This is a genomic window from Sorangium sp. So ce321, from assembly GCF_051530195.1.
In the GTDB taxonomy this organism is placed as follows: domain Bacteria; phylum Myxococcota_A; class Polyangia; order Polyangiales; family Polyangiaceae; genus Sorangium.
In genome coordinates, this window is the sequence record NZ_CP150329.1 from 4,277,434 (window position 1) to 4,303,865 (window position 26,432).

The window sequence follows — 26,432 nt, forward strand, 5'->3', positions numbered from 1 at the left end:
CAGGGGCGGAGACGCATCCTCGTCGGCTCCAGGGACGCACCCTCGTCCATTCCAGGAGGCATCGACGACGGTCCGCGCGCGGGCGGGTCAGGAGGCCGGGTAGAGGGTGCGGCGTCTCCGGGAGGACGCCGCGCCACGCGAGAGCGTCGGCGGCAAAGAGGGTCGTTTCATGCCCCGCGCCGGGCGGCGCCGCGGCTACGTCCTCTCGTCACGCCATGACCAGGACCAGCGGGGCATCTTCTTCAGCATGATCAAGGAGGCGATGCAAAGAATCAGCTCCGAGCTCGCCTCCGCGGCCCAGATACCCGTCAGGGAGAACAGGCGGGAGGCCAGCAGCAGCACCGGCAGCTTGACGAGGAGGATGCCCCCGAGGGTGAACAGCAGCGCCTCCTTGGCCCGTCCGACCGATTGAAACGAGGCCGCCGTGACCATGGCCACGCCGGTCAGGGGATAGGAGAGCGCCAGCAGTCGCAAGGCTGTCTGCCCTTCAGCGATGATCGCGCTCTCCCTGGAAAGCAGGGCGATCAGCGCCGCCGGCATCATCAGGCAGATGCCGCAGACGAGCGACCCATAGACGACCGCGGCGCCGAGGGAAAGCCGGATGGCCTCCCGCACCCGCTCGAATTTCTTCTGGCCGAAGTTGTACCCCACCAGCGGCTGCATCCCCTGGACAATGCCTGTCTGCGGCGTGATCAGCCCGGAATAAAGCCTGTGGACGATCGCAAACACGCCAAGGGCGCTGTCGCCGCCCATCCGCCTGAGCAGGTTGTTGGTCGCGATGGCGATCAGGCTGGCGCTGAGATTCTTGATGAGCGAGGGGAGCCCGATCATCAGCACTTCGGCGATGACGGGCCAGTCCGGTTTGAAGTGAGACGCCTTGATGTGATAGGAGCGGTTCTTCCGGAAGAAGAAGAAATGGACGCTCATGCCGGTCGAGATGGTCTGGCCAGAGACCGTCGCCAGGGCGGCTCCCTTGACGCCGAGCTGCAAGACGATGACGAAGAGCCAGCACAGGACGATGCTGACGCAGATGGGGATGATCCACATGGCGGTCGAGTACCCCGTGTTGCCATCCGCCCTGACGATGGCCGAGTAGCCGGTGCTGGTGATGGCGCCCAGGAAGATGATCCGCCCGTACTCGATGGCATAGGGGGCAATACTGTCGGTGGCCCCGAGCAGATAGACGAGCGGCGCGATGCAAACCGCGCCCAGGGCCGCGATGGCGATCGCCACCGTCCAGAAGATCAGGAAGATGTTCGCTACCGTCCGGGCGGCCTTCTCCACATCCTGCTCGCCGAGCGCCCTGGAGACCACCGAGGCGCCGCCGGCCCCGACGGTCGTGGCGACGGCGCCGAGGGCGATCAGGACCGGCGAGATGATCGAGGCCCCGGCGGCCGCCAGCGAATTGATGCCCACGGAGAGAAAGTAGATGTCCGTGACGCTGTAGGCAGCATAGACAAGCAGCGAGAGCGTGGTGTGGGACGACATCTCCAGCAGGAGCTTCCCGACCTTCTCGGTCCCCAGGCGTTCAACCCTGGACATGCCGCTCATGAGCGTTCAGTTGGCTTTCAGCCAGTCCATGCTCGCGCCCATCAACTGCCTGGAGAGGTCGTAGACAAAGTTGGTGTCGTAGTTGCGGTAATAGCACTCCGTGTTCATGACCAGGGCGAGGTGCAGCGAGTACAGGCTGCACCTTTGTTCTTCCTCGAAGGTGAAGGAGGTCTTGCCATAGCCGCGCATGCTGCTCGTGATACCGTCGCTGAAGAGCGGCCGGAACTGGGCCTCCATCAGGGGATCGGCCCAGATCGCCCTTTCAAAGTCGATGATGCCGGCGATCCTGCCCTCCTTGACAAGGAAGTTGAGGTCCCAGGCATCCCAGTGGACCAGGCGGGGCGTGTCGATCTCCTCCAGCGCGCGGGCGTGTTTGAGGACGGCGGCGCGGATCTCGTCGTGGCCGTGGTCGTAGACCACGTTCTTGCGGGCGCCGTCTTCCAGGACCGATTCCACGATCTTGATGAACGCCTCTCTCCAGGTGCTCGCGCGCAGGTCCGGGTTCCCCTCGTAGCCAAAATAGGTGCCGGTAAAGCCGTTGATCTCCCGGATGATCTCGCCGATGTGCAGCTCGACCGACGCCTGCGCTTCGGGGGACAGGCGCGCTTTCACGTGCTCGAGGTTGTCCCCGGCGATCTTCTCCATGAAGAAATAATCCGAGTCGCACACGTCACGGGCATCATCGTAGAAGTAGATCTCGGGCACTGGAATGGCGGGGTTCTGCCGGACCAGGCGCATGGAAGCGACCTCGGTCGCCATGATGTTCTTCTCGTAGAGCAGGACCTCCGCGCCTCTCGGCGGCGCGATCTTGAGGATGACCTGCCGGCCGTCGGCGAGCCGGATGTCGTAGGCCGCGTTGAACCAGCCTTCTTTCAGCTCGAGCACGGCCTCTTCGCCGTCTGCGAGCGTCATGCCGCCAAAGGCCCTGGCGACCATGGCTGCGATCTGCGGGCGTGTCTTCGTGTTCTTGGTCTTGCTTTCCACGTGTTCCCCTGTCGATCGGCGACCAGCGTGGCAAGTATACCAGTGTTGGCTCGGCCGACCGGCCCTGGCGGCCGCCGCCCCGCCGCCGCTCGTCCCAGCTGCCCCTGTCGCCCCTCCTGCGCAGCGCCGCCGCCCTCCTGCGCGCCCCACTCGGTGTCCGCCCGTCGCGTGCCCTGCCGGGGAGGTCGCCATGGGCGCGGACTGCGATCGCAGCGCCCGCGAGCTCGTGCGCCTCTACTGCTCCTCGGGCGCGGGGTTCCACCGCGGCAGCATCAGCTGGAAGGTGCACCCGCGGCGACCGCGACGACAGGAGCTACCTGTACAGCAGCATCCAATGGTGATCCGCTGATAGCGGAGCGTCTGGCGGGTGCGGCCGCCCCGGCGTCACCCGCCCTGCATCACGGCTTCATCAGGTCGCTCGCCACGGGCGCGTGCGCGCCGCGCGGGTGGCGCTTCAGGTAGAGCTCCGCGAGCGGCCGCGCCGCCGCCCGGCCGCCCGTGCGCTCGACAGCGACCATCTTGCGGCCGAGCGCCTCGGCCGCGAAAGGGCCGCCCGGCGACTCGGCGAGGTAAGCGTCGTACCAGGCCACGGCCGCGCTGGGCGAGCCGCCGTCGTCGACCATGCGCCCGAGCAGGAAAGCCGCCGCCTTGCCGTGGCTCGTCCCGGGGAACCGCTTGCGCGTCGCGGTGAGCGCGCGCTGCGCGACGTCGCCGCGCCGCGCGTACCGCGCCGCGTCCGCCAGCGCGACGAGGTCGTCGAGCGAGCCCCGCTCGAGCACCCCGCCGAGGCCGCGCTGCTCCGCCTCCGCCAGGACCGAACGGAAATCGCCCGCCGCCACGCGCTTCGCCCAGCTCGGCGCCGCCGCCGCGCCGTCCGCCGCCGCCCCAGAGCCGTCCGGCGAAGGGCCCGCGGGCGCCCCCTCGGCCCGCGAGCCCTCCGGCCGTGCGGCCCCGGCGTCGTCTGGCGCAACGTCGCCGGGTCCGATGGTCTTCTCTTCTCCTCCGGGCTGCGCCGCCTGCGCGGACGACGGCCCGCCCTGCGCCGGCGCCGCCGCGCTCGCGGCGTCGGCGCTCGAGATCTGCACGTCGCCCTCGTGCATCCGCGCCACGAGCCGCTGCCCCGCGCGGAGCGGCAGGCCGTCGGGCGCGAGCGGGCCGCGCACGGTCACGCTCCCCTCGTGCAGATCGACGCGCAAGGTGCCGTCGCCGCGCGTCCAGGACACGTCGAACGCCGTCCCGGTGACCAGCACCGCGAACGGCCCCGCCTCGACGGACCAGCGCGCCTTGGGGCGCGGCGTGACGCGCAGCGACGCGCGGCCGTGCTCGAGCAGCATGCGCGCCCCGGTCGCCTCGACCTCCGCCACGCGCAGCGCGCTGCCGGGCGAGAGCGCGACGGTGGTGCCGTCCGTGAAGCGCAGCCGGGCCTCGTCGCCCGCCGCCGCGGAGATGTACCCGCCGGCGGCGACGGGCGCGCCCTCGACCGCGTAGTCGAGCCGCCGCGCCGGCCAGAGCACGACGAGCGCGACGGCGAGCGCCGCCGCGCCCGCGAGCGCGAGCCCCCACCGCGGCCGCTCCGCCAGCGCCGGCCAGACCCCGAGCGAGCGCAGCCACGCCTCGATACGAGCCCAGGCTCCCCCGCGGCGCAGGGCTGCCCCGCGGCTCACCGCCTCCACGAAGCGGGCACGCTCGGCGGCGTCGTGCGCCGCGTCGACGTCGGCGGGGATGCCCTCCCGCGCGAGGTCAGCGAGACGGCTCAACTTCTCCGCTTCATTCATCATGCTCTCCTCCGCAGGCAAGGAGGCTCCCGGGCTGATCGAGCGCTTGCGGGGCCTTCGTGAGGTAGGCCGAGAGCGCGGGATCGCGCTGCGCGGCGGTGAGGATCCGGTGCGACGCGCGCGCGAGGTGGCGCTTCGTCGTGGCCAGGGAGCAACCGAGCGCGGCGGCGATCTCGGTGAGCTCGAGCCCCTCGATGAACCGGAGGACGAAGAGCGTCCGGGACCGGTCGTCCACCTGGTCGAGGATGGCGTAGAGCCGCGTCAGCGCCGCGCGCCCCTGCGGATCCTGCTGCGCGCCGCCGACTTCCGGGAGCTCGCCCGAGGGCGACAGCTGGAGCCAGCGGCGCACGCGCCGGCGCCTGAGCTCGGCGCGCGCGACGCGCACCGCGATGCCGACGATGAAGCTCGAGAGCAGCGACGGGTCCCGCAGGTCCTTGGCCACGCGGAAGAAGCGCAGGAACGTGTCCTGGACGTGGTCGTCGACCTCGTCGCCGGGGCCGAGCGTGCGCTTCAGGATCCGGCGCACGAGCGGCGCGAACCGCTGCCACACGACCGGCGCGGCGCCCGGGTGCCCCTGCGCCGCGGCGCGCGCGAGCGTCTCGTCGTCCGTGGCAGACAGCGGCAGCGCTTGCACGTTACCGCTCTGCGCGGAGGACGCGATCCCTGTCAAGGGGGGGACGGTCGATCGGCGCGCTCTGACCACGCCCAGCAGTGTTCCCCAGGTGCCCTCCGCGGCTCAACATTCGACGCGCGGACGGAGAGGCCCTCCGCTCGCCCCGGAGCCGCTCCGGCGAAGGCGAGGAGTCGATGCGAAGGTGAGGGGACGCAACGAAGGAGGGCAGGGGAGCCGCTCCAGCGCAGGAACGGGGTGAGCCGATGTGATCTCCCGTGAGCGATCCTTGCTGTCGAGAGGATCAGGTGGAGTTCACATCCAGCAGCGTCGCTGTCGCCTGGCGCGGGCGCGACGTCGTGGCCGCGCACGGCGGCTGCGCCGGGCTCAGTTGGAGAGCTTGTTGCTCTCCTCGCGCTGGCCGAAGATCGCTTCCCAGTTCGAGCGGTAGGTGTCGGTCGCGACCTGCGCTGGGCCGGAGCGCTGCGCCTCGGGCGCGCGCTGCGCCGGGAGGAGCACCTCCACGTCGAAGAGCCGGGCGTGCTCGGACCGCTGCGTCAGCTTCACGAGGTCTCCGGTCAGCGGGCGCCCGTGCTCGGTGGGCCGCAGCTCGCCGATCTCGATCCGGTCCTCGCGGCTCCGGATCACCCGGAAGCCCTCGCCCTGCTCGACAGGGCTGTGGATGAAGACGACGTCCTGGTTCGCGGCCGGCGCGGGCTTGTCGTGTTTCTCCGGCGGCTCGTCCTTGCCCATCGCCGAGAGCTTCCCACGTCTGGCCCCCCACGCGCCAGGCGAAGCGAGCGGTTGGTCGACGCTCCGCGCGCGTCCCGAAGGGCCGCGTGGCCGACGCTCCGCGCGCGTCCCGCACCGCCGCGCGTGCTCCAAATTTGGCCAGCCCGGGGCTTACGCCGTACTGCCGGCCAGAGGGCCCTCTGCACCGCGGAGGTCCCGCGATCGCGGACGCGGCTTCGCGGCCAAGGCGGAGGAGTGGGCGTATGAACGTTCGAGGCGCAGAGGGAGATGGCGTTCGCAAGGCGCCGGAATCCTTGGAAAGAGATCGCGAGGGCGGCGGCGAGCGCCGCGCCGGCGCCGGACAGCGGGTCCGCATCGAGGCGCTCGTCGCGGTCGGCGAGACGTCGGGCGGCGGCTTCGAGGCCGAGTCGATCGACATGTCCCCGGAGGGGATGCGCCTGCGCACGGCGTACCTGCCGCGGGTCGGCGACGCGCTGATCTGCCGGTTCGACGGGCTCGGCAAGGAGCTGGTCGTCGAGGGCGAGGTCTGCTGGCGCGCCGAGGAGGCGCGCGGCGGCGAGTTCGGCCTCCGCTTCACCGGCCTCGACGCCGAGGCCGAGGAGGCGGTGCGCGCGATGTGCTCGTCGATGGACGCAGGCGCCGGGGGCTCCGCGCCGGCGCTCACCGTCCCCTCGGGCTCGGCGCACGCGGCGGAGACGGCGCAGCGCGGCGCGCGGGTGCGGCTCCACATCGACGGCCTGGGCTCGCCCATGAAGGCGCGCGTGCGCACGGGCGGCCCCGACGACCTCGAGGTCGGCTCCAACCTGGAGTTCCTCAAGGTCGGCCGCTCCCTCGAGCTCGAAGAGGTCGAGCTGGGCACGCGCCGCGAGGCGTACATCGACCACGTGAAGGTCGAGGTCGACCCGGCGACGAGCGTGCCGCAGCTCGTCGTGACGCTGCGCTACGAGGCGCCCCGCGCGGCCAGGGCGCCGCGGCCGCGGTCCGCGTCGTCCGAGAGCCTGCCCCCGCCGAGGCCGTCGGCGCCGACGCTGGAGGCCGGCGCGGGCGCGCGCGCCTCGTCGGCGCCGCCGCACGGCGAGGGCGCGCCGGCGCGGGCTTCATCGGCGCCGCCGCAGGGCGAGCGCGCGGCCTCGCGGGCGTCGGTGGCGCCGGCGCCTGCGCGCGAGCCGGTCGAGCGCGCTTCGGTGCGGGCGTCGTCGGCGCCGGCGCGCGAGCCGGTCGAGCGCGCGGCGGCCGAGGCGGAGGACGATCACGACGGCGACATGTCGCCGGCGCCGTCGGCCCGGGAGGCGCGCGCGGAAGACGCGGCGCCGCCCTCGGCGCAGGACGCCGCGCCGGAGGGGTCGGACGAGGCGGGCGCCGAATCGGTCGCCGCTGCCGAGCCGAGCCGGCTGCGCGACGTCGGCGAGAGGGCCGCGCAGGCGGGCAAGGCGGTGGCGGGGAAGATCGCGCCCGCGCTCGCCGGGGCCGGGGCGCGCGCGGCCACGGCGATGGCCGGTATGGTCGCGAGGATCAAGGCGCGGCGTGCGGCGCGCGCCGCGGGCGAGGAGGACGGGGCGGCGAAGGACGGTCCGCGCCGCAAGACGGCGCCGCCGCCGGCCGGCGCGCTGAAGACGGGCCGGCGCCGGGTGGTCCGCGAGGAGGCCGACGAGGCGGCGGGCGAGGCGACGGAGCCGCCGCGCTTCAACAAGAAGGCCGCCGCGATCGGCAGCTTCCTCGGGCTGACGGCGGTGCTCGTCGTGTTCGGCGCGGCGCGCCTGCTCGGCCTGAGCGGCGGCGACGCGCCGACCGCCGGGCCTGGCGAGACAGCCGAGGGCGCTCCGGCGCTGCCGGCGGCGTCCTCGGGCGCGCCCGCCCTGGCCGCCGCCGCCGCGGCGACGGCGCCGGGCGGCGCGGCGGCCGCGCCTGGCGGCGTGCTGACGGCGAACGTCCCGCTGTTCGGCGCGACCCCGCTGTCGACGACGGAGCCGGTGCCGCCGACGCCGCCCGCCGAGCCGAGCGCGCTCGCCGGCGACCCGCTCGCGCAGGGCGCGGCGATCCCGGGCGGACCCGGCGAGGAGGACGCGGCCGAGGCGGACGACGACGACGCGCAGGAGAGCCCGCGGGAGTGGGGCCAGGGCAACGTGCGGAACCCCATCGTGCTGAAGCTGAAGATGGACGGCCCGGTCGAGGAGCTGAACGGCGCGGCCGGCGCGATGGGCTTCACCGTGTCGCTGCCTGACCGGCGCGCGCTCTCCTCGGGCAGCGGCCTCGCCCGCAAGGACAAGCGCATCGCCTCGGTGCGCGTGGTCAACACGCCCCACGGCGCGGAGATCACCCTGCAGTTCAAGGACGGAGTGCCCGCCTACAAGGCGAAGGCGCGCGGTGATCGCCTGGAGATCTCGCTCGGCCGCGACGAGCCCAAGAAGGTGGCGTCGAAGTCGAAGAAGGAAAAGAAGAAGGCCGAAGAGGCCAAGAAGAAGTCCGAGAAGGGCAGCGACAAGAAGGGCAAAGAGCGCTGAGGGCGCGGGCCCGCCAGGTCGAGGCGCCGGGTTACCCTCGGCGCCCCCTGCGCGGGCGGTCCTTCTCCACGGCGCCCCCACGCGCCACGCGCCGCTCCCCGCGGCGCCGCCGCCGGCAGATCCCGGCACCCCCCCAACCACGTTCTTCGATGACACGCGCCGGGTGAGCGCGCTCCGACAGGGGCCCGCTCGCCGCCGCGATCACCCGCCCCCGAGCGCCGCGCGCTCGGCCCCCGCCGCGGAGACACCCGCGTCGAGCCGGGAGGCGGGGTGAGGGGACAAGCACCTCGACGACCATCCCTGTCGCCGCTCCGCGCTCTCCGTCAGCGCTCCTCGACGCGCCATGGACTCACCCGCTGCCGCGCGCGGCCAGAGGGGGACTCCGTCGTCCAGTTCGGCAGGTTGTGACATCCGGTGACGAGACGTGACCGCTCCGGCGTCGCTGTCGTCAAGTAAATACGTCTTCATTTGGTCTTTAGAATTACGTCCCCTTCGGATATAAACGCTCCTTGAGGGCGTGCTTCCTTGCTGCTCGGGGCGGGAGGCGGTCGTCCTCGTGTGCAGTGTACCGGCTGCGCGGCTGCTGACGTCCGTATCTCGGCAGCTGACGTGAGCCGCTGACCTGTATCGACCACATCTCCGCCCTTCACGCGCAGGGCGCGCGTCCACCCCGCGTGGCGCCGCCTCTGCGGACAGGAGCCATTCCATGTCCAGGCCACGTCACCTGAAACCGCGTCATGTCGGGGTCGTCATCGCGCTCGGCGCCGGTGTCCTGACGGCCGGCTCGTCCGGCCTCGCCGGCGCTCCCGTCGAGGCAGAGTCGGGAGGCGATCATCATGAAGGCTTCATGCGGGTCCCTCTGTACCGTGGCGCCGGCGTCCCGCCGGAGGCGACGGTCATCGCGCTGCCGAACGACTGCGAGCGCGAGATGCAGGCCACCTTGCGATGGAGCGAGGACCACAACACGGTCCGGGTCAGGGTCACCGGCAAGGGGGTGCTCGTGCCCCACCCGAGCGTCGACAGGACCCCGGGGGTGAACTTCTTCCCGAACCCCTTCTGGCCCGAGAGCGAGGACATCGTGAATGGGCGATACCAGTTCTGGATCATCAGCCAGGCAGGGCTCCTCGACTTCTACTACGACGCGACCACGAGGGATCTGCTCGGCAGCGAGCTCGATTTCGCGGCGCCCCCGCCCGGCTCGATCACGATCGAGCTGCCGTCGGTGCGGGCCATCGGCTCGCCCTTCTTCCAGCCTGAGAAGGACGGCGACGTCGATCTCGAGTTCACGCTCGCTTACGACAAGACCGTGCGCGCGGATCTGCCCGAGTACGCTCAGGTGGTCGAGGGCTTCCCGCCGCCCAACCTGTGCCTCTCCAACCCGTACAGGATCGATCTGTCGACGATCCGGGGCTACGCCAGGACGCTGCCCGCCTCGGAGGCGGTCAGCTTCGCGGATTACCTGCGCAACGGCTTCTTCCTGAGCATCACGATCGAGCCGCCCGAGTACTACACGTTCCCGCCGCTCGATCACCTGTTCTCCACCTACAGCAACGGCACCCAGTTCGGCGGCGTGATCCCGCGGGGATACGCCTGGGATATCGACGCGACCTTCGGCAACGTGGCGCCGCCGATCCGGCCGTGGGGCGGCGCCGGGGCGTGCGAGGACTACTTCACCGGGGTGCACACCAAGGGCCTGAACTTCTGCAGCCCGGAGGGGAACTAGCCATGACGACGAGACCTTCGCGCCTCCTCCTCGCCGCCCTCGCCGCGGCTACCCTCCCGGCGTGCGGCTCACGCGACGACCAGGAGCTGCTCGGCGGGGCGGCGTCCGAGATCCGGGCCACGAACAGCGGAACGTACAACCTGCACCTGGAAGAGACCCTGCGGTTCAATCCCATCCAGCCCGGGGCCGATCCGGCGCGCGGTCGCGCCCTCTTCGGCCTCGCCGCGGACGCCGACACGGAGGACAAGACCCAGGCGATCTTCGAGGGGCCCTCTCTGGCCTTCGGCGGCACGGTCGTGAGCAACCAGCGCACGTGCTTCACGTGCCACCGCGGGCTCGTCGTGGAGCTCGGGCTCCCGGCCCCCCCGCTGTCCGCGTCGGTGGGCCTCGACGACGCGCTCTTCACGGGGCTCCACGGCGACGCGCAGGGCGATCCGGACGGCCTGCGCAACCTCGACGAGCTGGCCCTCGTCAAGTACCGCCCGAACCGCTTCAACCTCCAGCGCGCCGAGGAAGACCCGTTCCGCAGGGTGTTCTTCTGGCGCAAGTCGATCCGGCTGGTCAACCTGGCCTTCTCGAACGGGTTCCTCCATGACGCGCGCGCGCGCACCATGTTCGAGACCGACCGGGGCGCGGTCTTCAGCCACACGCAGGAGTCGGACAGGCGGTTCGACGACCTCTTCACGGTCCAGGACGGCAACGACCTCGAGGCGTTCCAGCTCTCCCAGCTCTCGGATCCGCGGCTCGCCGCGCTCCGCGACCCGTCGGACCCGATGTTCCGCAAGCTGGCGCGCGACCCGTTCTACACCGTCGCGATCGCGACGCACGCAGAGAAGCGCGGGAAGAAGGTATTCGAGCGATCCTGCATGACGTGCCACAACGTGCCCAACGTGTTCAACAACCTCTCGAACGTCGAGGCGCTGGGCAACGGCGACACGGACGTCAAGAACCCCGTCTTCGGGCCGAGCGTGACACGGACGTTCAACATCGGCGTCTCCGAGCGGAACCGGCACGGGCTCAGGTTCTCTCACCACGCGGGCGGGGGCGCCTTCGAGCCCATCGTCCTGCCGCTCGTCGACGAGGACGGCGTCATCGTCCCGTTCGAGGTGAAGAAGGACATCGGGCTGGCCGCCACGACCGGTCGGCTCGAGGACGTCGGCCGCTTCAAGGTCCCGCAGCTCCGGCGCCTCGCGCGGAACGCCCCGTACTTCCACGACAACTCCGCGATGTCGATCGAGGAGGTCGTCGACTACTTCAACAGCGATTTCTACAACGACTCGAAGGACGGCAGGCGATTCCCGATCCACCTCTCGAGGGGCCAGCGCGCCGACCTGATCGCCTTCCTGAAGGTCCTCTGACGCAACGCCCGGACCGCGCGGCGCGCTCCGGGCGCAGCCCTCCCCGACAGGCGCCCTCCCGCCGAGCGGGTCACCGCCGGCCCGGCGGCCCCGCGGTCCGCGCCCCCGTCCCGCCCGCCGGGCCCGGGCGGGGCAGCGGCGCGGCCGCGGCGCGCGTTGCCGCGCCGATCGCGTAGCGGAGCGCGTCCTTCAGGGTGCCGAAGGTGACGAGCCCCTGCGTCTCGGCGCCGAGCTCCGTCATGGTGGCCGCGATCTGCGGCGAGATGCCCGACACCACCCCGCGCGTCCCGAGCAGCTTGATGGCCCGCATCATGTCCAGGAGGTGCTTGGTCGTCGCCAGGTCGACGCTCTCGATGCCCGTCAGATCCATGATCGAGAACCTGGCCTGTGTCCTCACGACCTCTTCGAGGAGCGTCTCCGTGATGCGCGACGCGCGCACGTCATCGATGGAGCCGATTAGCGGCAGGGCCAGGACGTGATCCCAGACCTGGACCACGGGCGCGGACATGAGCCGGATGGCCTCGTTCTGGGCGCGCAGGCTCTCCTCGCTGCGCATGCGCTCGATGATCTCCTCCTCGAGGCGCTGGTTCTGCTCCTCGAGCGCCTCGGCGGCCGCCTTGAGCCGGACCATCGACTCCTGCACCTGCGCCTCGAGCCGCCGCTGCTCGGTCACGTCCGAGACCGCGCCGACGACCTTGATCAGCTTGTCGCCCGCGTCCCGGAGGAGGACGCCGCGATCGACGAGCACGGCGTATTCGCCGTTCGCGCGGCGCAGGCGGTACTCCGCGGTCCAGCTGCTGGCGCCGGAGCTCATCGCCGACCCGAGCGCCTCGGTGACGTTGTTCACGTCGTCCGGGTGGAGGTGCTCGCGCCACCAGCTCGCGTCCGCGTAGACCTCCTCGGGCTGGCCCGAGATCCTCTCGAAAGAGTCGCTGCGCCACACCGCGCCGGTCACGACGTTGTAATCGTAGATGGCGTCCTGGGTGGCGAGGGTGACCATGCGGAAGCGCTCCTCGCTCTCGCGGAGCGCCTCGCTCGCCCCCGATCTCGCGGCGGCGTCCCCAGGGCGCCGCTCGTCGCCGGCCTCCCGCAGGACGGCCACGACGGCGGAGGCCGCGCCCGACGCGTCGCGCCCCACCACCGCCGGCTTGATCTCCAGCGCGACGCCGGAGCCGTCCTTGCGGACGCCTCGCGCCGCGATCGACGCGCCCGCGCCCGGGGGCTCCCACCAGGCGTCGACCTCGGCGTGGCCGAGGCAGGGCAGCTCCCGGCCGATCACCTCCGCTTCAGCCCACCCGAGCAGCCGCGCCGCCTCCCGGTTCCAGAAGCGCACGACGCCTTCCCGGTCGCACACGATCATCGCCACGGGCGCCACCTCGGCCATGACCGCCAGCTTCGCGTCGTCCCAGCGAGGCCGGCTCGGGTGCACGACGGAGGGATCGACCGCCTGTTCCGTTATCATATACGCTTCTTTCGAAGGTGGAGGTGCCCGCTCTTCGGACGACGGCGCGCATCCGGAGGTCGCAGGTGCTCCACCACACCGTATCTTGCCCTCTCGCGTCACGAAAAGGCAAGGGCAGGCGCGCGGAGGCGCCCGCTCACGGGCGCGGCGCCGGCGACGTGTCTGTCGCGATGCGAGGAGTGGAGTTGCTCGTGGAGCGCCCGCGCTGGACAGCGCACTTCGCCCCCGAGCGCGCCCCTGGCGGGACCGGATGGAGCCCGTCTCCGCCGGGCCCTGGCCGCGCGCGGGGCGAGGCTCCTGTCCTCCGAGGAGGAGCTTCGCCCGGTCGTGCTAGGCGCCGCCTGGACCCACCGGCGGCGGGATCGACCACTCCGCGCTGTCCGAGAGGGTCGGCTCCGCCTCCTCCGCCGCGCTCCCGAAGAAATCGGCGACGTCGTGCCGCCTCGCCTCCGCGTCCGCCCGCCCGAGCTCGATCAGCTTCTTCGTGAACGACCCGTCGAACAGCAGGTAGCTCGCGAGATCCGCGTCGTTCTCCGCCCCCACGTCGACCAGCGAGAGCAGCCGCCGCATCATCGCCGGCCCGCCCTGCATCTTCCCCGCCTTCACGTGCTCCGCGGCGAGGCGCCCGAGATCCACGCTCGGCCGCACCACCAGCGTCTCCACCCGCCGGTAGGGCAGCGCCCCGCGCTGCGCCGCCGCCCCGTTGATCGAGTGCAGGAAATCCGGGCCGAACGCCCGCTCGCCGTCCTCGATCATGTGGTTCACCCGCGTCAGCACCTCGAAGTCGGTCTGGATATGGTCGAGCAGGAACGCGTTCAGCACCTTGCCGAGCACGATCGCCATCCCGGGCGGCTTGCCGCTGTCGCCCGCGTCGATGCTGCGTACCTCCCGCGACAGGCCGATCGCCAGCACGTGCGTCGCCCCGAGCCGGAGCGCCGGCGCGATCGGCGTGTTCTGCCGCACGCCGCCGTCCATGTACAGGTCGCGCCCGATGCGCACCGGCGGGAACAGGATGGGGATCGCCGCCGACGCGAGCGCGTGCGGCGGCCCGATCAGCGCCCCGCGGATGATGGTCCGCGGCGGCGCCGTCGTCGGCAGCGCGCCGTCCGGCCCGGTCTGCATGAAGATCACCGTGCGGCCGGTCCCGATCTCCGTCGTCGACACGCTGACCGCCGAGAGGTAGCCGTGGCGCAGCGTGCGCGCGATCGCGCGCCACGGGATCTCGCGCTCGACGAGCTTCTGCATCGGCGAGACGTCGAACAGGCCCACGCCCTCCGACCCGCCGCCGAACAGGAGCTTCGGCAGCGAGATCGCCTGCCGGACCCCGAAGCCGAGCACCGTCTCCAGCTTCAGCTGCGTCCAGAGGTTGACGAGCCGCCGGACGCCCAGCGTCGGGTCGTCGAGGTGCGCAGCGAGGTAGCACGCGTTCACCGCGCCGACCGACGTCCCGCACAGGATGTCGATGCGCGGCGGCGCCCCGCGGAGGCGGGCGAACGCGTCGAGGACGTACGACATCACGCCGACCTCGTAGGCGCCCCGCGCGCCGCCGCCCGAGAGGATCACCGCGACCTTCCGTCGCGGCTTCGTCGCTGTCCTTGTACCGGTACCGCTCATGCCATCTCCCCGCGGCGGAGCGGGTCCTGCCCCGCCGCCGGACCCTCCGCCTCCGCGGCCAGGATGCGTCGCACCACGGTGCGCTCCAGGAACAGCGCCTTGAGCCGCGCGTCGCGGATGTAGCCGGCCACCTGGCGCACGTGCATCGCGGCGCGGTGGTAGGCGTCCACGGCGCTCGCCGGCGCGCCCTTCTGCAGCGCCGCGCAGCAGAGGTCGCGCACCTCGATGCCGTACTCGGAGCTGCTCGCCTCGACCGCGCCGAGCGCCGTCCGCGCGAGCAGCACCCCGGAGTGCACCTCGCCCGCGTCCACCCGCGCCGCCGCCTCGATCGCCGTCGCGTAGGCGTGGTAGCTCATCAGCCCCTGCGACTCGGCGAGCTGCCGCGCCTCGGAGGCGTTCGCGATCGCCTCCTGGACATCGCCCCGCGCCCTCGCGATGAGGCCGCGCACGTTGCGCTCGTGGATCATGTCGTAGACGCTGCCGGTCACCGCGATGAGCACGCTCGCGTCGGCGCAGAGCGCGTACGCGGCGTCGAGCTCGTCCGCCTCGAGGAGGATCCCCGCCGAGCAGAGGAGCGTGTCGGCCCGCGCGTCCTGATCGTCATAGCGCTCGTGCGCCTCCCGCGCCCGCTTCATGTACGCGAGGCTGCGCGGCGTGTCGCCGAGCTTGGCGTACGCGTGGCCGATGTTGCTCAGCGTCTTCGCGATCTGGAAACGCCCGCCGATGGCGAGATCGATGGAGATCGACGAGAGCCCGACCGCGATCGCGTCCTCGAAGCGCTCGAGCACGAACATCGCCACCGCGAGCGAGTTCTTCGCGCGCGCCTCGCTGCGGCGCGCCCCCACCGCGCGGAACACGGCGATCGCCTCGGCGTAGGCCTCCACCGCCTCCTGCACGCGGCCGACCCGGCGCAGCAGCACCCCCTTCGTCCGCAGCACCTCCGCGCGCGCCCGCGGCGTCAGCCCACCCATGTGCGTCACGCGCAGGGCCCGGTCGGCCGCGCTGATCGCGCCCTGGACGTCGCCGAGCTCGCGCAGCACCTCCGAGAGGATCGTGAGCGCCTCGACCTCGAGCGCGGGGCGGCGCGCGATGCGCGCGATCTCGGCGGCGCGCTGGGCCACCGGCAGGCCGCGGGCGAGGTGGCCGTCGTCGAGGTCGAGCCGCGCGGTGCGCACGAGCGCGAGCGCCGCCCAGCGCGCCTGCCCGCTCTCCTTCGCGAGCTGGCGCAGCGCCGCGAGGTGCTTCCGCCGCTCGCGCCGGCGGCCGAGGTGGCGGAAGATCGCCTCCAGCGCCTCGTGCGCGATCATCCGGCGGGTGTCGCCGGTCGGCAGGAGCGACAGCGCGCGCTCGTAGTACCGGCGCGACAGCTGCGCCTGGTGCGCGGCGCGCGCGGCCCGCGCCGCGTCGAGGTAGAGCTCGGCTGCCGGGCCCGGCGCCTCGCCGCGCGCGAGGTGCTGCGCCACGATGGCGGCCGAGAGCCCCTGCGCCAGCGGCGTCGTCGACAGGTGCTCGCCGAGCCGCCGGTGCATGCGCACGCGGCTCGCGCTGTCGAGCGCCAGGTAGGCGACGTCGCGCACGAGCGGGTGCCGGAAGTCCACCGCGCCGGCGCGGCGATCGCAGAGGCCGCGCGCGCAGAGGCGCGTCACCGCCTCGTCGTCCGCGAGGCGCGTCAGGTTCAGGATGTCGTCCTTGAGCAGCGGGCCCCCGGCGACCGCCAGCCAGTTCACGACGTCGTGCTCCGCCGGCGGCAGCTCGCGCAGGCGGTCGCCGATGAGCTGCTCCAGCGTCGACGGGAGCGGCTCGCCGCGGTCGCCGGTCCGGTCGTGGCGGACGAGCTCGTGCCGCCCGCCCGGGTGCTCGACGATCTCGAGCGTGCCCCGCTCGAGGAGCGCGTCGACCATCTCGAGCAGGAAGAACGGGTTGCCGGCGACGCGCGGCACGAGCTCGCCGCACACGGCGGCCACGCCCTCGCGCACCCCGAGGCGCGCCTCCACGAGGCGCATCTGCTCCTCGGCGCTGAGCCCGCGGAGCTCGATCCGCACGAGCCCCTCGATGAACGGGGTCACGCGCTCCTCGGGGCGCGTGAGCAGCAGCACGAGCACCGGCAGCCGCTCGGAGCGCTGCTTCAGCAGCTCCGAGATGAGCTCCAGGCTCGGGCGATCGGCCCACTGGAGGCCGTCGATGACCACGACGAGCGGCTGGTGGCGCGCCAGCGAGCCCAGCAGGTACTTGACGCCGCGCGCCACCGTGTCGCGGCCGTAGGCCGTCGCGTCCTCCTCGGGGTGGTCGAGCTGCTTGCCCGTGACGAGCTCGGCCAGGCGCGTGACGATGCGCGCCCCGAGCGGCGAGCGCGCGATCGGCCCGAGCAGCGCGCGGATGACGTGCGCCGCGTCGTCGATCGTGTGGTCGAGCCCCATCCCGGTGACGTCGCGGAGCACGTCGCAGATCGTGGCGAGCGGCAGCTCGCTCTTCACCGGCGAGCACTCGACGTGCAGCACGCGCGCCTCGCCCGGGAGCTCCGAGAGGAACGTCGAGACGAGCGCGCTCTTGCCGATGCCCATCTCGCCGACGAGGACGCGCGCCACGGACTGGCCCCGGAGCGCGCCGCCCGGCGGGCTCGGCGGCTTGCTCGGCCGGCTCGGCGGCGGCTCGCTCTCGCCGAAGCGCGACGGGGGCTCGACGATGCCCTTCACGGGCGGCGAGACGGCGCGGTGGTAGGCCGCGTGCAGGTCGGCCCGCTCCGCGTCGCGCCCGACGAGGTCGTTCGGCGAGAGCGCGATCTCCGCGATCCGCTCCTCGCGCGTCAGCGGGCGCTGCAGCGCGTAGAGCCGCATCTGGTGCGGGACCTGGTAGCCGCGCGCGTCGTCGAGGTCGAGCGACGGCGCGTCGCCCCAGCGGAAGTCGCGCCGGACGAGGCGGTAGACGCCGCCGGCGACCCAGGTCTTGCCGAAGGGCGTGCGGCTGCCGAGGCGCTCGGCGAGGAAGTTCGCGGGCTCCTTGAGCGCGTGGTTGATGAGGTGCCCCTGCTCGTCGCGCTCGCCGTACGCGATGCCGCGCACGATGCCGATCGCGGCGCGGAGCTCGACCGGCAGGTCCTCCGACGCGCCCGCGAGCGCCTCGTGCACGTCGACCGCCAGCGACGCGGCGTCGGCCGCGGCGCGCGACGGGTTCGCGAGCAGCCCCACGACGGCGCGCGCGCTCGCGTGCGACTCCCACGACCAGATCGCCCCGTGCTTGAAGGCGATCGCGTCGAGCGTCGTGCGGATCGAGCGCCCGCTGCGCTTGCCGGCGAGCCGCCCCTGCGCCCCGAGCAGCGCGTCGACGCCCTCGATGCGCATCGTGACCACGGCCACGTGGCGCACCTCGCGCACGACGCGCGGCGCGCCGGTGCCCTCGGCCTCGCCGCCCGTGCGCGCGGCCGGCACCGCCGCGAGCGTCTGCGGCTGCACCACCGAGCCCTCGTCCTGCTCCTCCTGCTTCGCGCCCTCGGCGGCGGCGTTCGCGCGCGCGTCCTGCTCGCGCTCGCGGCCGAGCAGGTGGGCGACGGTCTGCTCGACCGAGGCGTTGTCGACGAGCTCCTGCTTCGCGAGCAGCACGCGCGCGATCGCCCCGGCCAGGTCGCGCGCGGTCTGGAAGCGGTCCTCGGGCGCGTGCGCCATGGCGCGCATCACGATCGCCTCGAGCTCCGCGGGGGTGTCGGGCGCGTGCGCGGACGGCGGGTCGAAGAGGCCCTCCTTGACGGCCTGGAGGAGCGCCTCGTCGTCGAGCTTGCCGTACGGCGAGCGCATGGCGAGCAGCTCGTAGAGCACGACGCCGAGGGCGTAGATGTCGCTCCGCCTGTCGACGCGCTCGCCGCGCGCCTGCTCGGGCGACATGTACCCGAACTTGCCCTTCAGCACGCCGGGCTCCTCGCGGAAGAGGTTCGCGCTGGCGATGCCGAAGTCGGCGATCTTCACGACGCCCTCGAACGAGATCAGGACGTTCTGCGGCGAGACGTCCCGGTGGACGATCGCGAGCGGCATCCCGCCCTCGTCCTTGCGCTCGTGCGCGTAGTGCAGCCCCTTCGCCGCCTCGGAGACGATGAACGCCGACACGAGCGGCGGGATCCGCGACTCCTTCTGCTGGGCGGCCCGCATCAGCTTGCCGAGGTCGAAGCCCTCGACGTACTCCATCGAGAGGAGCAGCCCGTCCTCGCCGTGGTCGGAGAACTCGTAGACCTGGACGATGTTCGGGTGGTTCAGGCGCGTCGCGAGGTGCGCCTCCTCCACGAACATCGCGCGGAAGCGCCGCGACGACCCGTGCGCCGGGAGGATCCGCTTGACGACGAGGAGCTTGTACGTGCCCTCGGCGCCGCGCTTCTTGGCGAGGAAGACCTCCGCCATGCCGCCAGCGCCGAGGCGGCGCTGGATCTCTAGGTCGGCGAGCTGGGACGGGTGCTTGGCCATGCAGCGAAGCGGCGCGCTCGCGCCGTGGCTGGGAGGCGCCGGGCGCGGCGGATCAGGGTGACCGATGAGAAGAAGGACCGCGCGCGGTTCCCCCGATCCATGGGAGGACTACGGGTTGCCCTGCATGGTAGCGTCCCGCCCCCGCCTTCGGGGAGACAACCATGGTGGAAAGGCGAATCTTTCTGGGCGGGTCGGGGATCCGCACGGGCGGTGAGCCTGCCTGCGCGGCGCGGCTCGGCGGTCGCGCGTCGCGCCGCCGTCCCCCGCCGGCCCTGAGTTTTCGCTTGCAAGGCACCCCGGGGCTGCGCTTCACCCCGGCCGGCTGCCGCTGCGACGCGAGCGGCACGGCTGCTGCTTGAGCGTCACGGCTGCGGCCCGGGAGCCCCACCCGCTGCTGCTCCAGAGCCACCCGTTGCTGCTCCAGAGCCACCCGTTGCTGCTCCAGAGCCACCCGTTGCTGCCCCAGAGCCACCCGTTGCTGCCCCAGAGCCACAGACTGCTGCCCGGGCGACACAAAGCGATTGCCCAGGAAGTCCTCGTCTGTTAAAACGGATGGCGCGTCTGCGATAGGAGACGCCGGGCGTCCGACCCGGGGCCACTGGAACCTTCCGTGGCGGGGTCGTCTGCGTGCGCGCGCGCCTGAATACCTGAGGACTCGCAATGGACATTCGCGTGACAGAGGCGGACGTCGTCGTCGTCGGCGGCGGAAGCGCAGGCTCCACTGCAGCGGTGGAGGCACAGCAGCGGCTCCCGCGCGGGAGAGTGGTTCTCCTCGAGAAGGCACATATCAAGCGGAGCGGCGCGATCGCGATCGGCATGGACGGGCTGAACAACGCGATCATCCCCGGGCACTCGACTCCCGAGCAGTACGTGAAGGAGATCACGGTCGCCAACGACGGTATCGTGAACCAGCGCGCCATCTATGAATACGCGCGCAACAGCTTCGCGATGATCCAGGAGCTCGACTCCTGGGGCGTCAAGTTCCAGAAGACGCGCTCGGGCGATTTCGACGTCAAGAAGGTCCACCACAACGGGAGCTATGTCCTCCCGATGCCGGAGGGCTACGATCTCAAGAAGATCCTCACGCGCATGGTCAAGCGCGCCGGGGTGCGCGTCGTCAACCGCGTCATGGCCACGCGGATCCTCGTCGCCGACGGGCAGGTCGCCGGGGTGATGGGCTTCGACACCCGGGAGGGCCATATCGAGGTCATCAAGGCGAGGGCGGTCATCCTCTGCTGCGGCGCCTCCGGGCGGCTCGGGCTGCCGGCGTCGGGCTATCTCCATGGCACGTACGAGAACCCCTCGAACGCCGGAGACGGCTACTCGATGGCGTACCACGCGGGCGCCGAGCTCTCTGGCATCGAGTGCTTCCAGATCAACCCGCTCATCAAGGACTACAACGGTCCCGCGTGCGCCTACGTGACCGGCCCGCTCGGCGGACACACGGTCAACGCGAAGGGGCACCGCTTCATCGAGAGCGACTACTGGAGCGGGCAGATGATGCTCGAGTTCTACCGGGAGCTCCACTCCGCGAACGGCCCTGTCTACCTGAAGCTGACGCACCTCGCCCAGGAGACGATCACGGAGGTCGAGCGCGTCCTGCACCAGACGGAGCGCCCGAGCCGCGGGCGCTTCCACGAGGGCAGGGGGCACAGCTACGCGAGCGACCTCGTCGAGATGCACATCTCCGAGATCGGCCTGTGCAGCGGGCACAGCGCCTCGGGGGTGTGGGTCAACGAGAAGGGCGAGACCACCGTGCCCGGGCTCTACGCGGCCGGCGACATGGCGTGCGTGCCGCACAACTACCTGCTCGGCGCGCTCACCTACGGGAAGATCTGCGCCCAGAGCGCGCTCGGCTACCTCGATCGCACGCCGGCGGTCGAGCCGCTCGCCTCGGCGGTCGACGCCGAGCGCGAGCGCATCCTCGCCCCGCTGTCCCGCAAGAGCGGGGTGGCCCCGCACCAGTACGAATACAAGGTGCGGCGCCTCGTGAACGACTACCTGCAGCCGCCCAAGACGGGCAACCGGATGACGCTCGGCCTCGAGTACTTCATGCGCGCGCGGGACGAGCTCGAGGAGGTCACCGCGTCGAGCCCTCACGAGCTCATGCGGGTCATGGAGTGCCACTTCATCCGCGACTGCGCGGAGATGGCCGCGCGCGCGTCGCTGTTCCGGACCGAGAGCCGCTGGGGCCTCTACCATTACCGGCTCGATTACCCCGAGATGGATGACCGCCGGTGGTTCGCGCACGTGAACCTGAAGAGGGGCGAGGACGGCGAGATGGTCGCCTTCAAGCGGCCGGTGGAGCCGTATCTCTTCCCGATCGACGACGGCGAGCGCAGGACGTACCAGCGGCTGCGCATCCCGTCCGAGGAGCAAAGCGCGTCGCTCTGACGCGCACGAGGTCAATCCATGGGTCACCTGCTTGATAGAGAGTCCGTCAAGGCCCAGCGCGCCAGGACGGTGGGCAACGCCGAGGCCGTCGTCCGGTTCGATCTGCCGGTCGTCGTCGAAGAGGCGTCCTGCATCAAGGGCTGCCGCATCTGCATCGACTCCTGCCCTGTCGACTGCCTCGCGGTCAACCCCGCCACGGGCAAGGCGCACATGGCCTACGACGAGTGCTGGTATTGCCTCGCGTGCGAGATCGACTGCCCCAAAGAGGCCATCACCGTGAAGATCCCCTTTCTCATCCGGTAACGGCCCGGAGGCAGAGACGACATGACACAGCCTTCGCTTGCGCAGGAGCTCGAGAGCGCCCTGCGGGATCCGGACCCCGGCGCGCGCCAGCTCGCGCTGGCGCAGCTCGAGGACCTCTCGGATCCGGAGCTCATCCACCCCCTCATCGCGGCCGTCCGCGACGAGGACCCGACCGTGCGGGCGCTCGCGCTCGGGCACCTCGAGGACCTCGGCGACCCCCGCGCGGTGCCGGCCATCATCGGGGCGCTCGAGGACGAGGAGACCCACGTGCGCGAGGCGGCCGCCGCCACGCTCCGCGAGATCCGCGGATCCGAGGCGGCCCCGTACCTGATCGACGCAGTGCGTCATGAGCAGCCGTTCGTGCGCACCTCGGTGATCGTGGCGCTCCGCGAGCTCCGCGACCCGCGCGCGCTCGCGCACCTCGAGGGCGCCCTCGAGGACCCTGCGCCCGAGGTGCGGCGCGAGGCGGTCCTCTCCCTGGCCTACCTGCGGCGGCCCGAGTCGGCGCCTGCCCTGCGCGCCCGCCTCCGGGACCCCGACGCGCAGGTGCGGCAGGTCGCGATCGGCGCGCTCGACGCGCTCCACGCGTCCGGCGGCGCGCTCGACACGCCCGGCGCCCCCACGCTCGCCGAGGACTTCGCCGAGCTGCTGTCCGACCCCGACTGGCGGGTCCGCGTCGAGGCCGCCATCGTGCTCGGCCGCTCCGCGCACGGCCTCGCCGCGCCGCACCTCCGGAGCGCGCTCGACGACAGCGCCTGGCAGGTCCGCAAGGAGTCGGCGCTCGCGCTCGGCCGGCTCCGGGCCGCCTCGGCCGCGCCGGACCTGATCCGGCTGCTCGGGAGCGACCTCCCGGATCTGCGCAAGGCCGCCGCCCAGGCGCTCGGCGAGCTCCGGGCGGCGCCCGCCGAGGCGCCGCTGCACCGGCTGCTCGGCGACGCCGACGTCGAGGTGCGCAAGGCGGCGTCCCGCGCGCTCGACGCCATCCGCACCGGAGCCGGACGACATGAGACCTTCGCGAGGGATTGAGTCGATGATGCATGGTATCCGCGCGCTCCTGCTCCTCGCGGTGGTCCTCGTGGGCCTCTCGTGCAAGCCGGACGCGAAGCAGACGATCCGCATCGCCATCGGGACGCAGGACACGACCATCAACTGCGCCACCGGCGGGCTCCTGATCCGGGAGCTCAAGCTGCTCGAGAAGCACCTGCCGAGGGACGGCAAGTACAAGGACGTCACCTACGAGATCGAGTGGAAGGACTTCACCTCCGGTCCGCCGCTGACGACCGAGATGGTGGCCGAGAAGCTCGACATCGGCGCGATGGCCGACTTCCCCGGCGTGCTGAACGGGGTCGCGTTCCAGAAGCAGGGGAGCCGCAGCCTCTTCATCTCCACCCTCTCCGGCAGCGCGCTGGGGAGCGGCAACGGCGTCGTCGTGCCGGTCGACTCCCCGGCCCAGGGCCTGAAGGACCTCAAGGGCAAGCAGATCTCGGTGCCGTTCGGCTCGTCGGCCCACGGCATGCTGCTCCGCGCGATCCGCGACCTCGGCTGGGACCCGGACAAGGACGTGACGCTCGTCTCGCAGTCTCCGGAGGTCGGCGGCTCCTCGCTGAAGGCCGGCAAGATCGACGCGCACGCCGACTTCGTCCCGTTCGCCGAGCTGTTCCCGTTCCGCGGCATCGCCCGCAAGATCTACGACGGATCCAGCGTCAAGGTGCCGACGGCGCACGGCGTGCTCGTGCGCGCGGCCTACGCGGAGAAATACCCGGAGATCGTCGTGGCGTTCCTCAAGGCGGCGCTCGAGGCCGATCGCCTCTTCGCCGAGGAGCCCGAGAAGTACAGCGAGCTCATCGAGAAGGTGACCGGCGTGAACGCCGAGGTCGCCTACATGTTCCACGGCCCCCTCGGCATCCAGACGCGCGACTTCACGATCAAGCCCGAGGTCCGCCGCGCCCTCCAGGTGGCCGTGGACACGCTCACGCTGCTGAAGCGCACGGACACGAGCCTCGACGTGGGCACGTTCGTGGACGATCGCTTCATCCGGCGCGCGGCCGAGGAGCTCGGGCTCGACTACGAGGCGCGGCTCGCGAGCTACGCGAAGCTCCCGCTCTCCGGCAGCGACGCGCTGTCCGGCGAGCCGATCTCCGAGCCGACCCAGGCCGCGCAGATCTGGGTCAGGGGCGAGCCGAAGGTGCGCGCCTATCGGAGCCCTGTGTCGGCGCTCGCCGCGCTGCGGCAGCTGACCGCCGAGGGCAAGGAGGTCCGCGTCGTCTTCGTGCACGATCGCGCTAGCGGGGTGAAGCTCCTCGCCGACCGCGCGTGGTACGCGAGGCGCCCCGACGGCAGCGTCTCGGCGTTCCTGGCGAAGGAGGAAGCCGAGCGGTGGGCGTCGGAGAACGCGGCGTCGGTCGTCGATTTCGCGACCCTGCGGGCCGACGCCGCGAAGCTCACGGCGGTGGCGCCATGACGATGGTGTCCGAGCCCAGCGCGCCGGCCGGGCCCGCGCTCGGCAGCCGCGCGCGCCGCGCGACCCTCGCGCCCGCGCCCGAGGGCGCCGCGAGCGCCGCCGGGCGCCGCGCGTCCCCCGCGCCCGGCGGCGCCGTCCGCGAGCGGCGCCCCGGGCGCGACCTGCGCCGCGCCGCGCTGCGCGCCCTCTCCGCGGCCGCGTGCGTCGCCCTCTGGCAGTGGGCCGCGGCGTCGCGCGCGGACCTCGGGGTCGTCTCGTTCGTCAACGTGCCGGCGCCGACCGACGTCCTCGTCGCGGCCCGCGAGCTCTTCGCCTCGCCGAAGCTCTGGCTGCACCTCCAGAACAGCCTCCTGCGCGCGCTCGCGGGCTTCGTGGCCGCGGGCGTCACGGGCGTCGTGCTCGGGCTCGTGATCGGCAGGTCGCGGCTCGCCGAGGACACCCTCCTGCCGCCGCTCGAGCTCCTGCGCCCCATCCCCGGCGTCGCCTGGATCCCGCTCGCGATCCTGATGTTCCCGTCGGCCGAGATGAGCATGATCTTCATCACCTACATGGGGGCGCTGTTCCCGATCCTCCTCGCGACGATCCACGGCGTCGGCGGCGTCGATCCGCGGCTCATCGCGAGCTCCCGCAGCCTCGGCGCGCGCCCGTTCCGCCTCTTCCTCGAGGTCGTCCTGCCGGGCGCGCTGCCCAGCATCATCACGGGGATGAGCATCGGCATGGGCACGTCCTGGTTCTGCCTCGTGACCGCCGAGATGATCGGCGGGCAGTACGGCATCGGCTACTTCACGTGGGAGTCGTACAACCTGCAGCGTTACCCGGACATCGTCCTCGGGATGCTGCTCATCGGCCTGCTCGGCATGCTCAGCAGCGCGCTCGTCCAGCGGGTCGGCGCCTGGCTCACGCCGTGGCACCGGCCCGAGGAGAAGAGCCGATGAGGCCCGGCGTGAGCTCGGGGGGCAGGGTCGAGATCCAGGGCCTGTCGGTCGTGCTGGGCTCGGGCGGGCGCCGGACGGAGGCGGTGCGGGACCTCGATCTCACCGTCGAGGGCGGCGAGCTCGTGAGCCTGCTCGGCCCCTCCGGGTGCGGCAAGTCGACGATCCTGAACGCCGTCGCCGGGTACGTCGCGCCGGAGCGCGGCAGCATCCTCGTCGGCGGCGAGCGCGTCGAGGCGCCCGGGCCGGAGCGCGGCATGGTCTTCCAGCAGTGCTCCTTGCTCCCCTGGAAGACGGTGCTGAACAACGTCGGCTTCGGCCTCAAGATGCGCGGCGTCCCGGCGCGCGAGCGCGCGGAGGCGTCGCGGCGCCTGCTCGGCCTCGTGGGGCTCTCGGGGTTCGAGGACGCCTATCCCGCGCACCTGTCCGGTGGCATGCAGCAGCGGGTCGAGATCGCGCGCGTCCTCATCAACGAGCCGAAGGTCGTGCTGATGGACGAGCCGTTCAGCGCGCTCGACGCCCAGACGAGGCTCTCGATGCACGAGCTGCTCCTCGACGTCTTCCGCCAGGTGCGCACGACGATGCTGTTCGTCACGCACGACATCGACGAGGCGATCTTCCTCTCCGACCGCATCGCCCTGATGACCCGCCGCCCCTGCCGCGTCGGCGCCGAGATCACGGTGCCGTTCGAGCGGCCGAGGAGCGCCGCGATCGTGGGCTCGAGCGAGTTCGCGTCGATCAAGCGGCGGTGCCTCGAGGCCCTGAGCGACGAGCGCGCGGCCGCCGCGGCCCCTGCGAGCGCCGCGCGCGGCCACGACCAGCGGCCGAGCGCCTGAAGCGCGGCGCGCCGGCTCGCCGGGGCCATCCCGCGGCGACCGGGGCGCGGCGCCTCGCGTCCCGGCGCGCCGGATCGGGGCGTACCCGCTTGATGTTGCATGCGATTTTCCTTACTACCGAGCGGAGAGGAGTTATCCCCGATGCTCAAGAGATTCCTGCGGGTGACCGACTTGCCGTCCTCGGCCTCGGCCGCGCTGCTCGTGCTTCGCGTCGTCACCGGCATTGCGTTCATCTTCCACGGCTGGGGGAAGATCCAGGCCCCCTTCAGCTGGATGGGGCCCACCGCGCCCGTTCCGGGGTTCTTGCAGGCGCTGGCCGCGCTCGCGGAGGTCGGCGGCGGCCTCGCGTGGATCCTCGGCCTCCTGACGCCGCTCGCGTCGCTGGGCATCGCCGCCACCATGGCCGTCGCGGTCGCGACGCACCTGATGCGCGGTGATCCATTCTTCGCGATGGGGGCCTCCTCCTACGAGGTGGCGGCGGTCTACTTCAGCATCGCCCTCGTGCTGCTCCTCGTCGGGCCGGGGAGGTTCTCCGCCGACGCGGCGATCTTCGGGACGAAGGAGCGGACCCTCGCCGCGCGCTCTCGCGCGGTGTGATCTCGGTGTGATCAGGGCGCGCGAGGCGCCGCGCCGGGGCGTCGCTCGCTGAGCGAGCCGCGTGCCGCGCGCGGAGGGCGCGCCCGGCGTCCGGGTGCCCTGGAGCGCGCCCGCTCCTCGCTCCTCGCATCGG

General features: G+C 72.2%; 18 protein-coding genes. 10 read left to right on the forward strand and 8 right to left on the reverse strand.

What is annotated here, in order from left to right; translation table 11 throughout:
* Positions 1-195 precede the first annotated feature (195 nt).
* From WME89_RS16425 to WME89_RS16445, 5 genes are all read right to left on the reverse strand, one after another.
* Positions 196-1,551, reverse strand: a complete 1,356-nt coding sequence (locus tag WME89_RS16425) for an MATE family efflux transporter (RefSeq protein WP_438010088.1) — start codon at positions 1,549-1,551, stop codon at positions 196-198.
* Between the two features lie 6 nt (positions 1,552-1,557).
* Positions 1,558-2,535 carry a phosphotransferase family protein gene (locus WME89_RS16430; protein WP_438010089.1) on the reverse strand — a complete coding sequence of 326 codons (978 nt, stop codon included), beginning with the start codon at positions 2,533-2,535 and terminating at the stop codon, positions 1,558-1,560.
* Between the two features lie 398 nt (positions 2,536-2,933).
* Positions 2,934-4,292, reverse strand: a complete 1,359-nt coding sequence (locus WME89_RS16435; RefSeq protein WP_438010090.1) for a FecR domain-containing protein — start codon at positions 4,290-4,292, stop codon at positions 2,934-2,936.
* 10 nt (positions 4,293-4,302) lie between these two features.
* A complete protein-coding gene (locus tag WME89_RS16440; protein WP_438010091.1) occupies positions 4,303-4,944 on the reverse strand; it encodes an RNA polymerase sigma factor in 642 nt (213 codons plus the stop codon).
* Positions 4,945-5,307: 363 nt separating this feature from the next.
* The gene (locus WME89_RS16445) at positions 5,308-5,673 is read right to left on the reverse strand and encodes a hypothetical protein (protein WP_437626173.1); all 366 of its coding nucleotides are present in this window, start codon (positions 5,671-5,673) and stop codon (positions 5,308-5,310) included.
* A 293-nt stretch (positions 5,674-5,966) separates the two neighbouring features.
* Here WME89_RS16445 and WME89_RS16450 point away from each other — a divergent pair, with 293 nt between their 5' ends.
* The 3 genes from WME89_RS16450 to WME89_RS16460 all read left to right on the forward strand — a co-directional run bounded on the left by WME89_RS16450 (position 5,967) and on the right by WME89_RS16460 (position 11,255).
* Positions 5,967-8,174 (forward strand): PilZ domain-containing protein, encoded by a 2,208-nt coding sequence (locus tag WME89_RS16450; RefSeq protein WP_438010092.1) that lies wholly within the window; start codon positions 5,967-5,969, stop codon positions 8,172-8,174.
* 706 nt (positions 8,175-8,880) lie between these two features.
* The gene (locus WME89_RS16455) at positions 8,881-9,897 is read left to right on the forward strand and encodes a hypothetical protein (protein WP_438010093.1); all 1,017 of its coding nucleotides are present in this window, start codon (positions 8,881-8,883) and stop codon (positions 9,895-9,897) included.
* A gap of 2 nt (positions 9,898-9,899) precedes the next feature.
* Positions 9,900-11,255 carry a hypothetical protein gene (locus WME89_RS16460; RefSeq protein ID WP_438010094.1) on the forward strand — a complete coding sequence of 452 codons (1,356 nt, stop codon included), beginning with the start codon at positions 9,900-9,902 and terminating at the stop codon, positions 11,253-11,255.
* Positions 11,256-11,325: 70 nt separating this feature from the next.
* Here the strand turns inward: WME89_RS16460 and WME89_RS16465 are convergent, their stop codons facing one another.
* From WME89_RS16465 to WME89_RS16475, 3 genes are all read right to left on the reverse strand, one after another.
* Positions 11,326-12,717: a PAS domain S-box protein gene (locus WME89_RS16465; RefSeq protein WP_438010095.1), complete on the reverse strand. Its 1,392-nt coding sequence runs from the start codon at positions 12,715-12,717 to the stop codon at positions 11,326-11,328.
* Between the two features lie 330 nt (positions 12,718-13,047).
* Positions 13,048-14,331 carry a patatin-like phospholipase family protein gene (locus tag WME89_RS16470; RefSeq protein WP_438010096.1) on the reverse strand — a complete coding sequence of 428 codons (1,284 nt, stop codon included), beginning with the start codon at positions 14,329-14,331 and terminating at the stop codon, positions 13,048-13,050.
* A complete protein-coding gene (locus tag WME89_RS16475; protein ID WP_438010097.1) occupies positions 14,328-18,776 on the reverse strand; it encodes a serine/threonine-protein kinase in 4,449 nt (1,482 codons plus the stop codon). Before WME89_RS16475 ends, WME89_RS16470 begins: the two co-directional genes overlap by 4 nt.
* Before the next feature lie 660 nt (positions 18,777-19,436).
* Here WME89_RS16475 and WME89_RS16480 point away from each other — a divergent pair.
* The 7 genes from WME89_RS16480 to WME89_RS16510 all read left to right on the forward strand — a co-directional run bounded on the left by WME89_RS16480 (position 19,437) and on the right by WME89_RS16510 (position 26,299).
* A complete protein-coding gene (locus WME89_RS16480; RefSeq protein ID WP_438010098.1) occupies positions 19,437-21,170 on the forward strand; it encodes a fumarate reductase/succinate dehydrogenase flavoprotein subunit in 1,734 nt (577 codons plus the stop codon).
* A gap of 18 nt (positions 21,171-21,188) precedes the next feature.
* Positions 21,189-21,473: a 4Fe-4S dicluster domain-containing protein gene (locus WME89_RS16485; RefSeq protein WP_437626184.1), complete on the forward strand. Its 285-nt coding sequence runs from the start codon at positions 21,189-21,191 to the stop codon at positions 21,471-21,473.
* A 21-nt stretch (positions 21,474-21,494) separates the two neighbouring features.
* Positions 21,495-22,499 carry a HEAT repeat domain-containing protein gene (locus WME89_RS16490; RefSeq protein WP_438010099.1) on the forward strand — a complete coding sequence of 335 codons (1,005 nt, stop codon included), beginning with the start codon at positions 21,495-21,497 and terminating at the stop codon, positions 22,497-22,499.
* Between the two features lie 4 nt (positions 22,500-22,503).
* Complete coding sequence (locus tag WME89_RS16495) at positions 22,504-23,934, forward strand: ABC transporter substrate-binding protein (protein ID WP_438010100.1); 1,431 nt, start codon at positions 22,504-22,506, stop codon at positions 23,932-23,934.
* Between the two features lie 2 nt (positions 23,935-23,936).
* The gene (locus WME89_RS16500) at positions 23,937-24,869 is read left to right on the forward strand and encodes an ABC transporter permease (RefSeq protein ID WP_438011941.1); all 933 of its coding nucleotides are present in this window, start codon (positions 23,937-23,939) and stop codon (positions 24,867-24,869) included.
* Positions 24,866-25,702: an ABC transporter ATP-binding protein gene (locus tag WME89_RS16505; protein WP_438010101.1), complete on the forward strand. Its 837-nt coding sequence runs from the start codon at positions 24,866-24,868 to the stop codon at positions 25,700-25,702. Before WME89_RS16500 ends, WME89_RS16505 begins: the two co-directional genes overlap by 4 nt.
* A gap of 141 nt (positions 25,703-25,843) precedes the next feature.
* Positions 25,844-26,299 (forward strand): DoxX family protein, encoded by a 456-nt coding sequence (locus tag WME89_RS16510; protein WP_438010102.1) that lies wholly within the window; start codon positions 25,844-25,846, stop codon positions 26,297-26,299.
* Positions 26,300-26,432 lie beyond the last annotated feature (133 nt).

What these genes read in the sequence shown, in the direction of transcription:
- WME89_RS16500 (WP_438011941.1), top strand. Translation starts at nt 23,937, where the DNA reads ATGGTGTCCGAGCCCAGCGCGCCGGCCGGGCCCGCGCTCGGCAGCCGC.
- WME89_RS16480 (WP_438010098.1), top strand. Translation starts at nt 19,437, where the DNA reads ATGGACATTCGCGTGACAGAGGCGGACGTCGTCGTCGTCGGCGGCGGA.
- WME89_RS16485 (WP_437626184.1), top strand. Translation starts at nt 21,189, where the DNA reads ATGGGTCACCTGCTTGATAGAGAGTCCGTCAAGGCCCAGCGCGCCAGG.
- WME89_RS16490 (WP_438010099.1), top strand. Translation starts at nt 21,495, where the DNA reads ATGACACAGCCTTCGCTTGCGCAGGAGCTCGAGAGCGCCCTGCGGGAT.
- WME89_RS16510 (WP_438010102.1), top strand. Translation starts at nt 25,844, where the DNA reads ATGCTCAAGAGATTCCTGCGGGTGACCGACTTGCCGTCCTCGGCCTCG.
- WME89_RS16475 (WP_438010097.1), bottom strand. Translation starts at nt 18,776, where the DNA reads ATGGCCAAGCACCCGTCCCAGCTCGCCGACCTAGAGATCCAGCGCCGC.
- WME89_RS16495 (WP_438010100.1), top strand. Translation starts at nt 22,504, where the DNA reads ATGATGCATGGTATCCGCGCGCTCCTGCTCCTCGCGGTGGTCCTCGTG.
- WME89_RS16425 (WP_438010088.1), bottom strand. Translation starts at nt 1,551, where the DNA reads ATGAGCGGCATGTCCAGGGTTGAACGCCTGGGGACCGAGAAGGTCGGG.
- WME89_RS16470 (WP_438010096.1), bottom strand. Translation starts at nt 14,331, where the DNA reads ATGAGCGGTACCGGTACAAGGACAGCGACGAAGCCGCGACGGAAGGTC.
- WME89_RS16505 (WP_438010101.1), top strand. Translation starts at nt 24,866, where the DNA reads ATGAGGCCCGGCGTGAGCTCGGGGGGCAGGGTCGAGATCCAGGGCCTG.
- WME89_RS16455 (WP_438010093.1), top strand. Translation starts at nt 8,881, where the DNA reads ATGTCCAGGCCACGTCACCTGAAACCGCGTCATGTCGGGGTCGTCATC.
- WME89_RS16445 (WP_437626173.1), bottom strand. Translation starts at nt 5,673, where the DNA reads ATGGGCAAGGACGAGCCGCCGGAGAAACACGACAAGCCCGCGCCGGCC.
- WME89_RS16465 (WP_438010095.1), bottom strand. Translation starts at nt 12,717, where the DNA reads ATGATAACGGAACAGGCGGTCGATCCCTCCGTCGTGCACCCGAGCCGG.
- WME89_RS16460 (WP_438010094.1), top strand. Translation starts at nt 9,900, where the DNA reads ATGACGACGAGACCTTCGCGCCTCCTCCTCGCCGCCCTCGCCGCGGCT.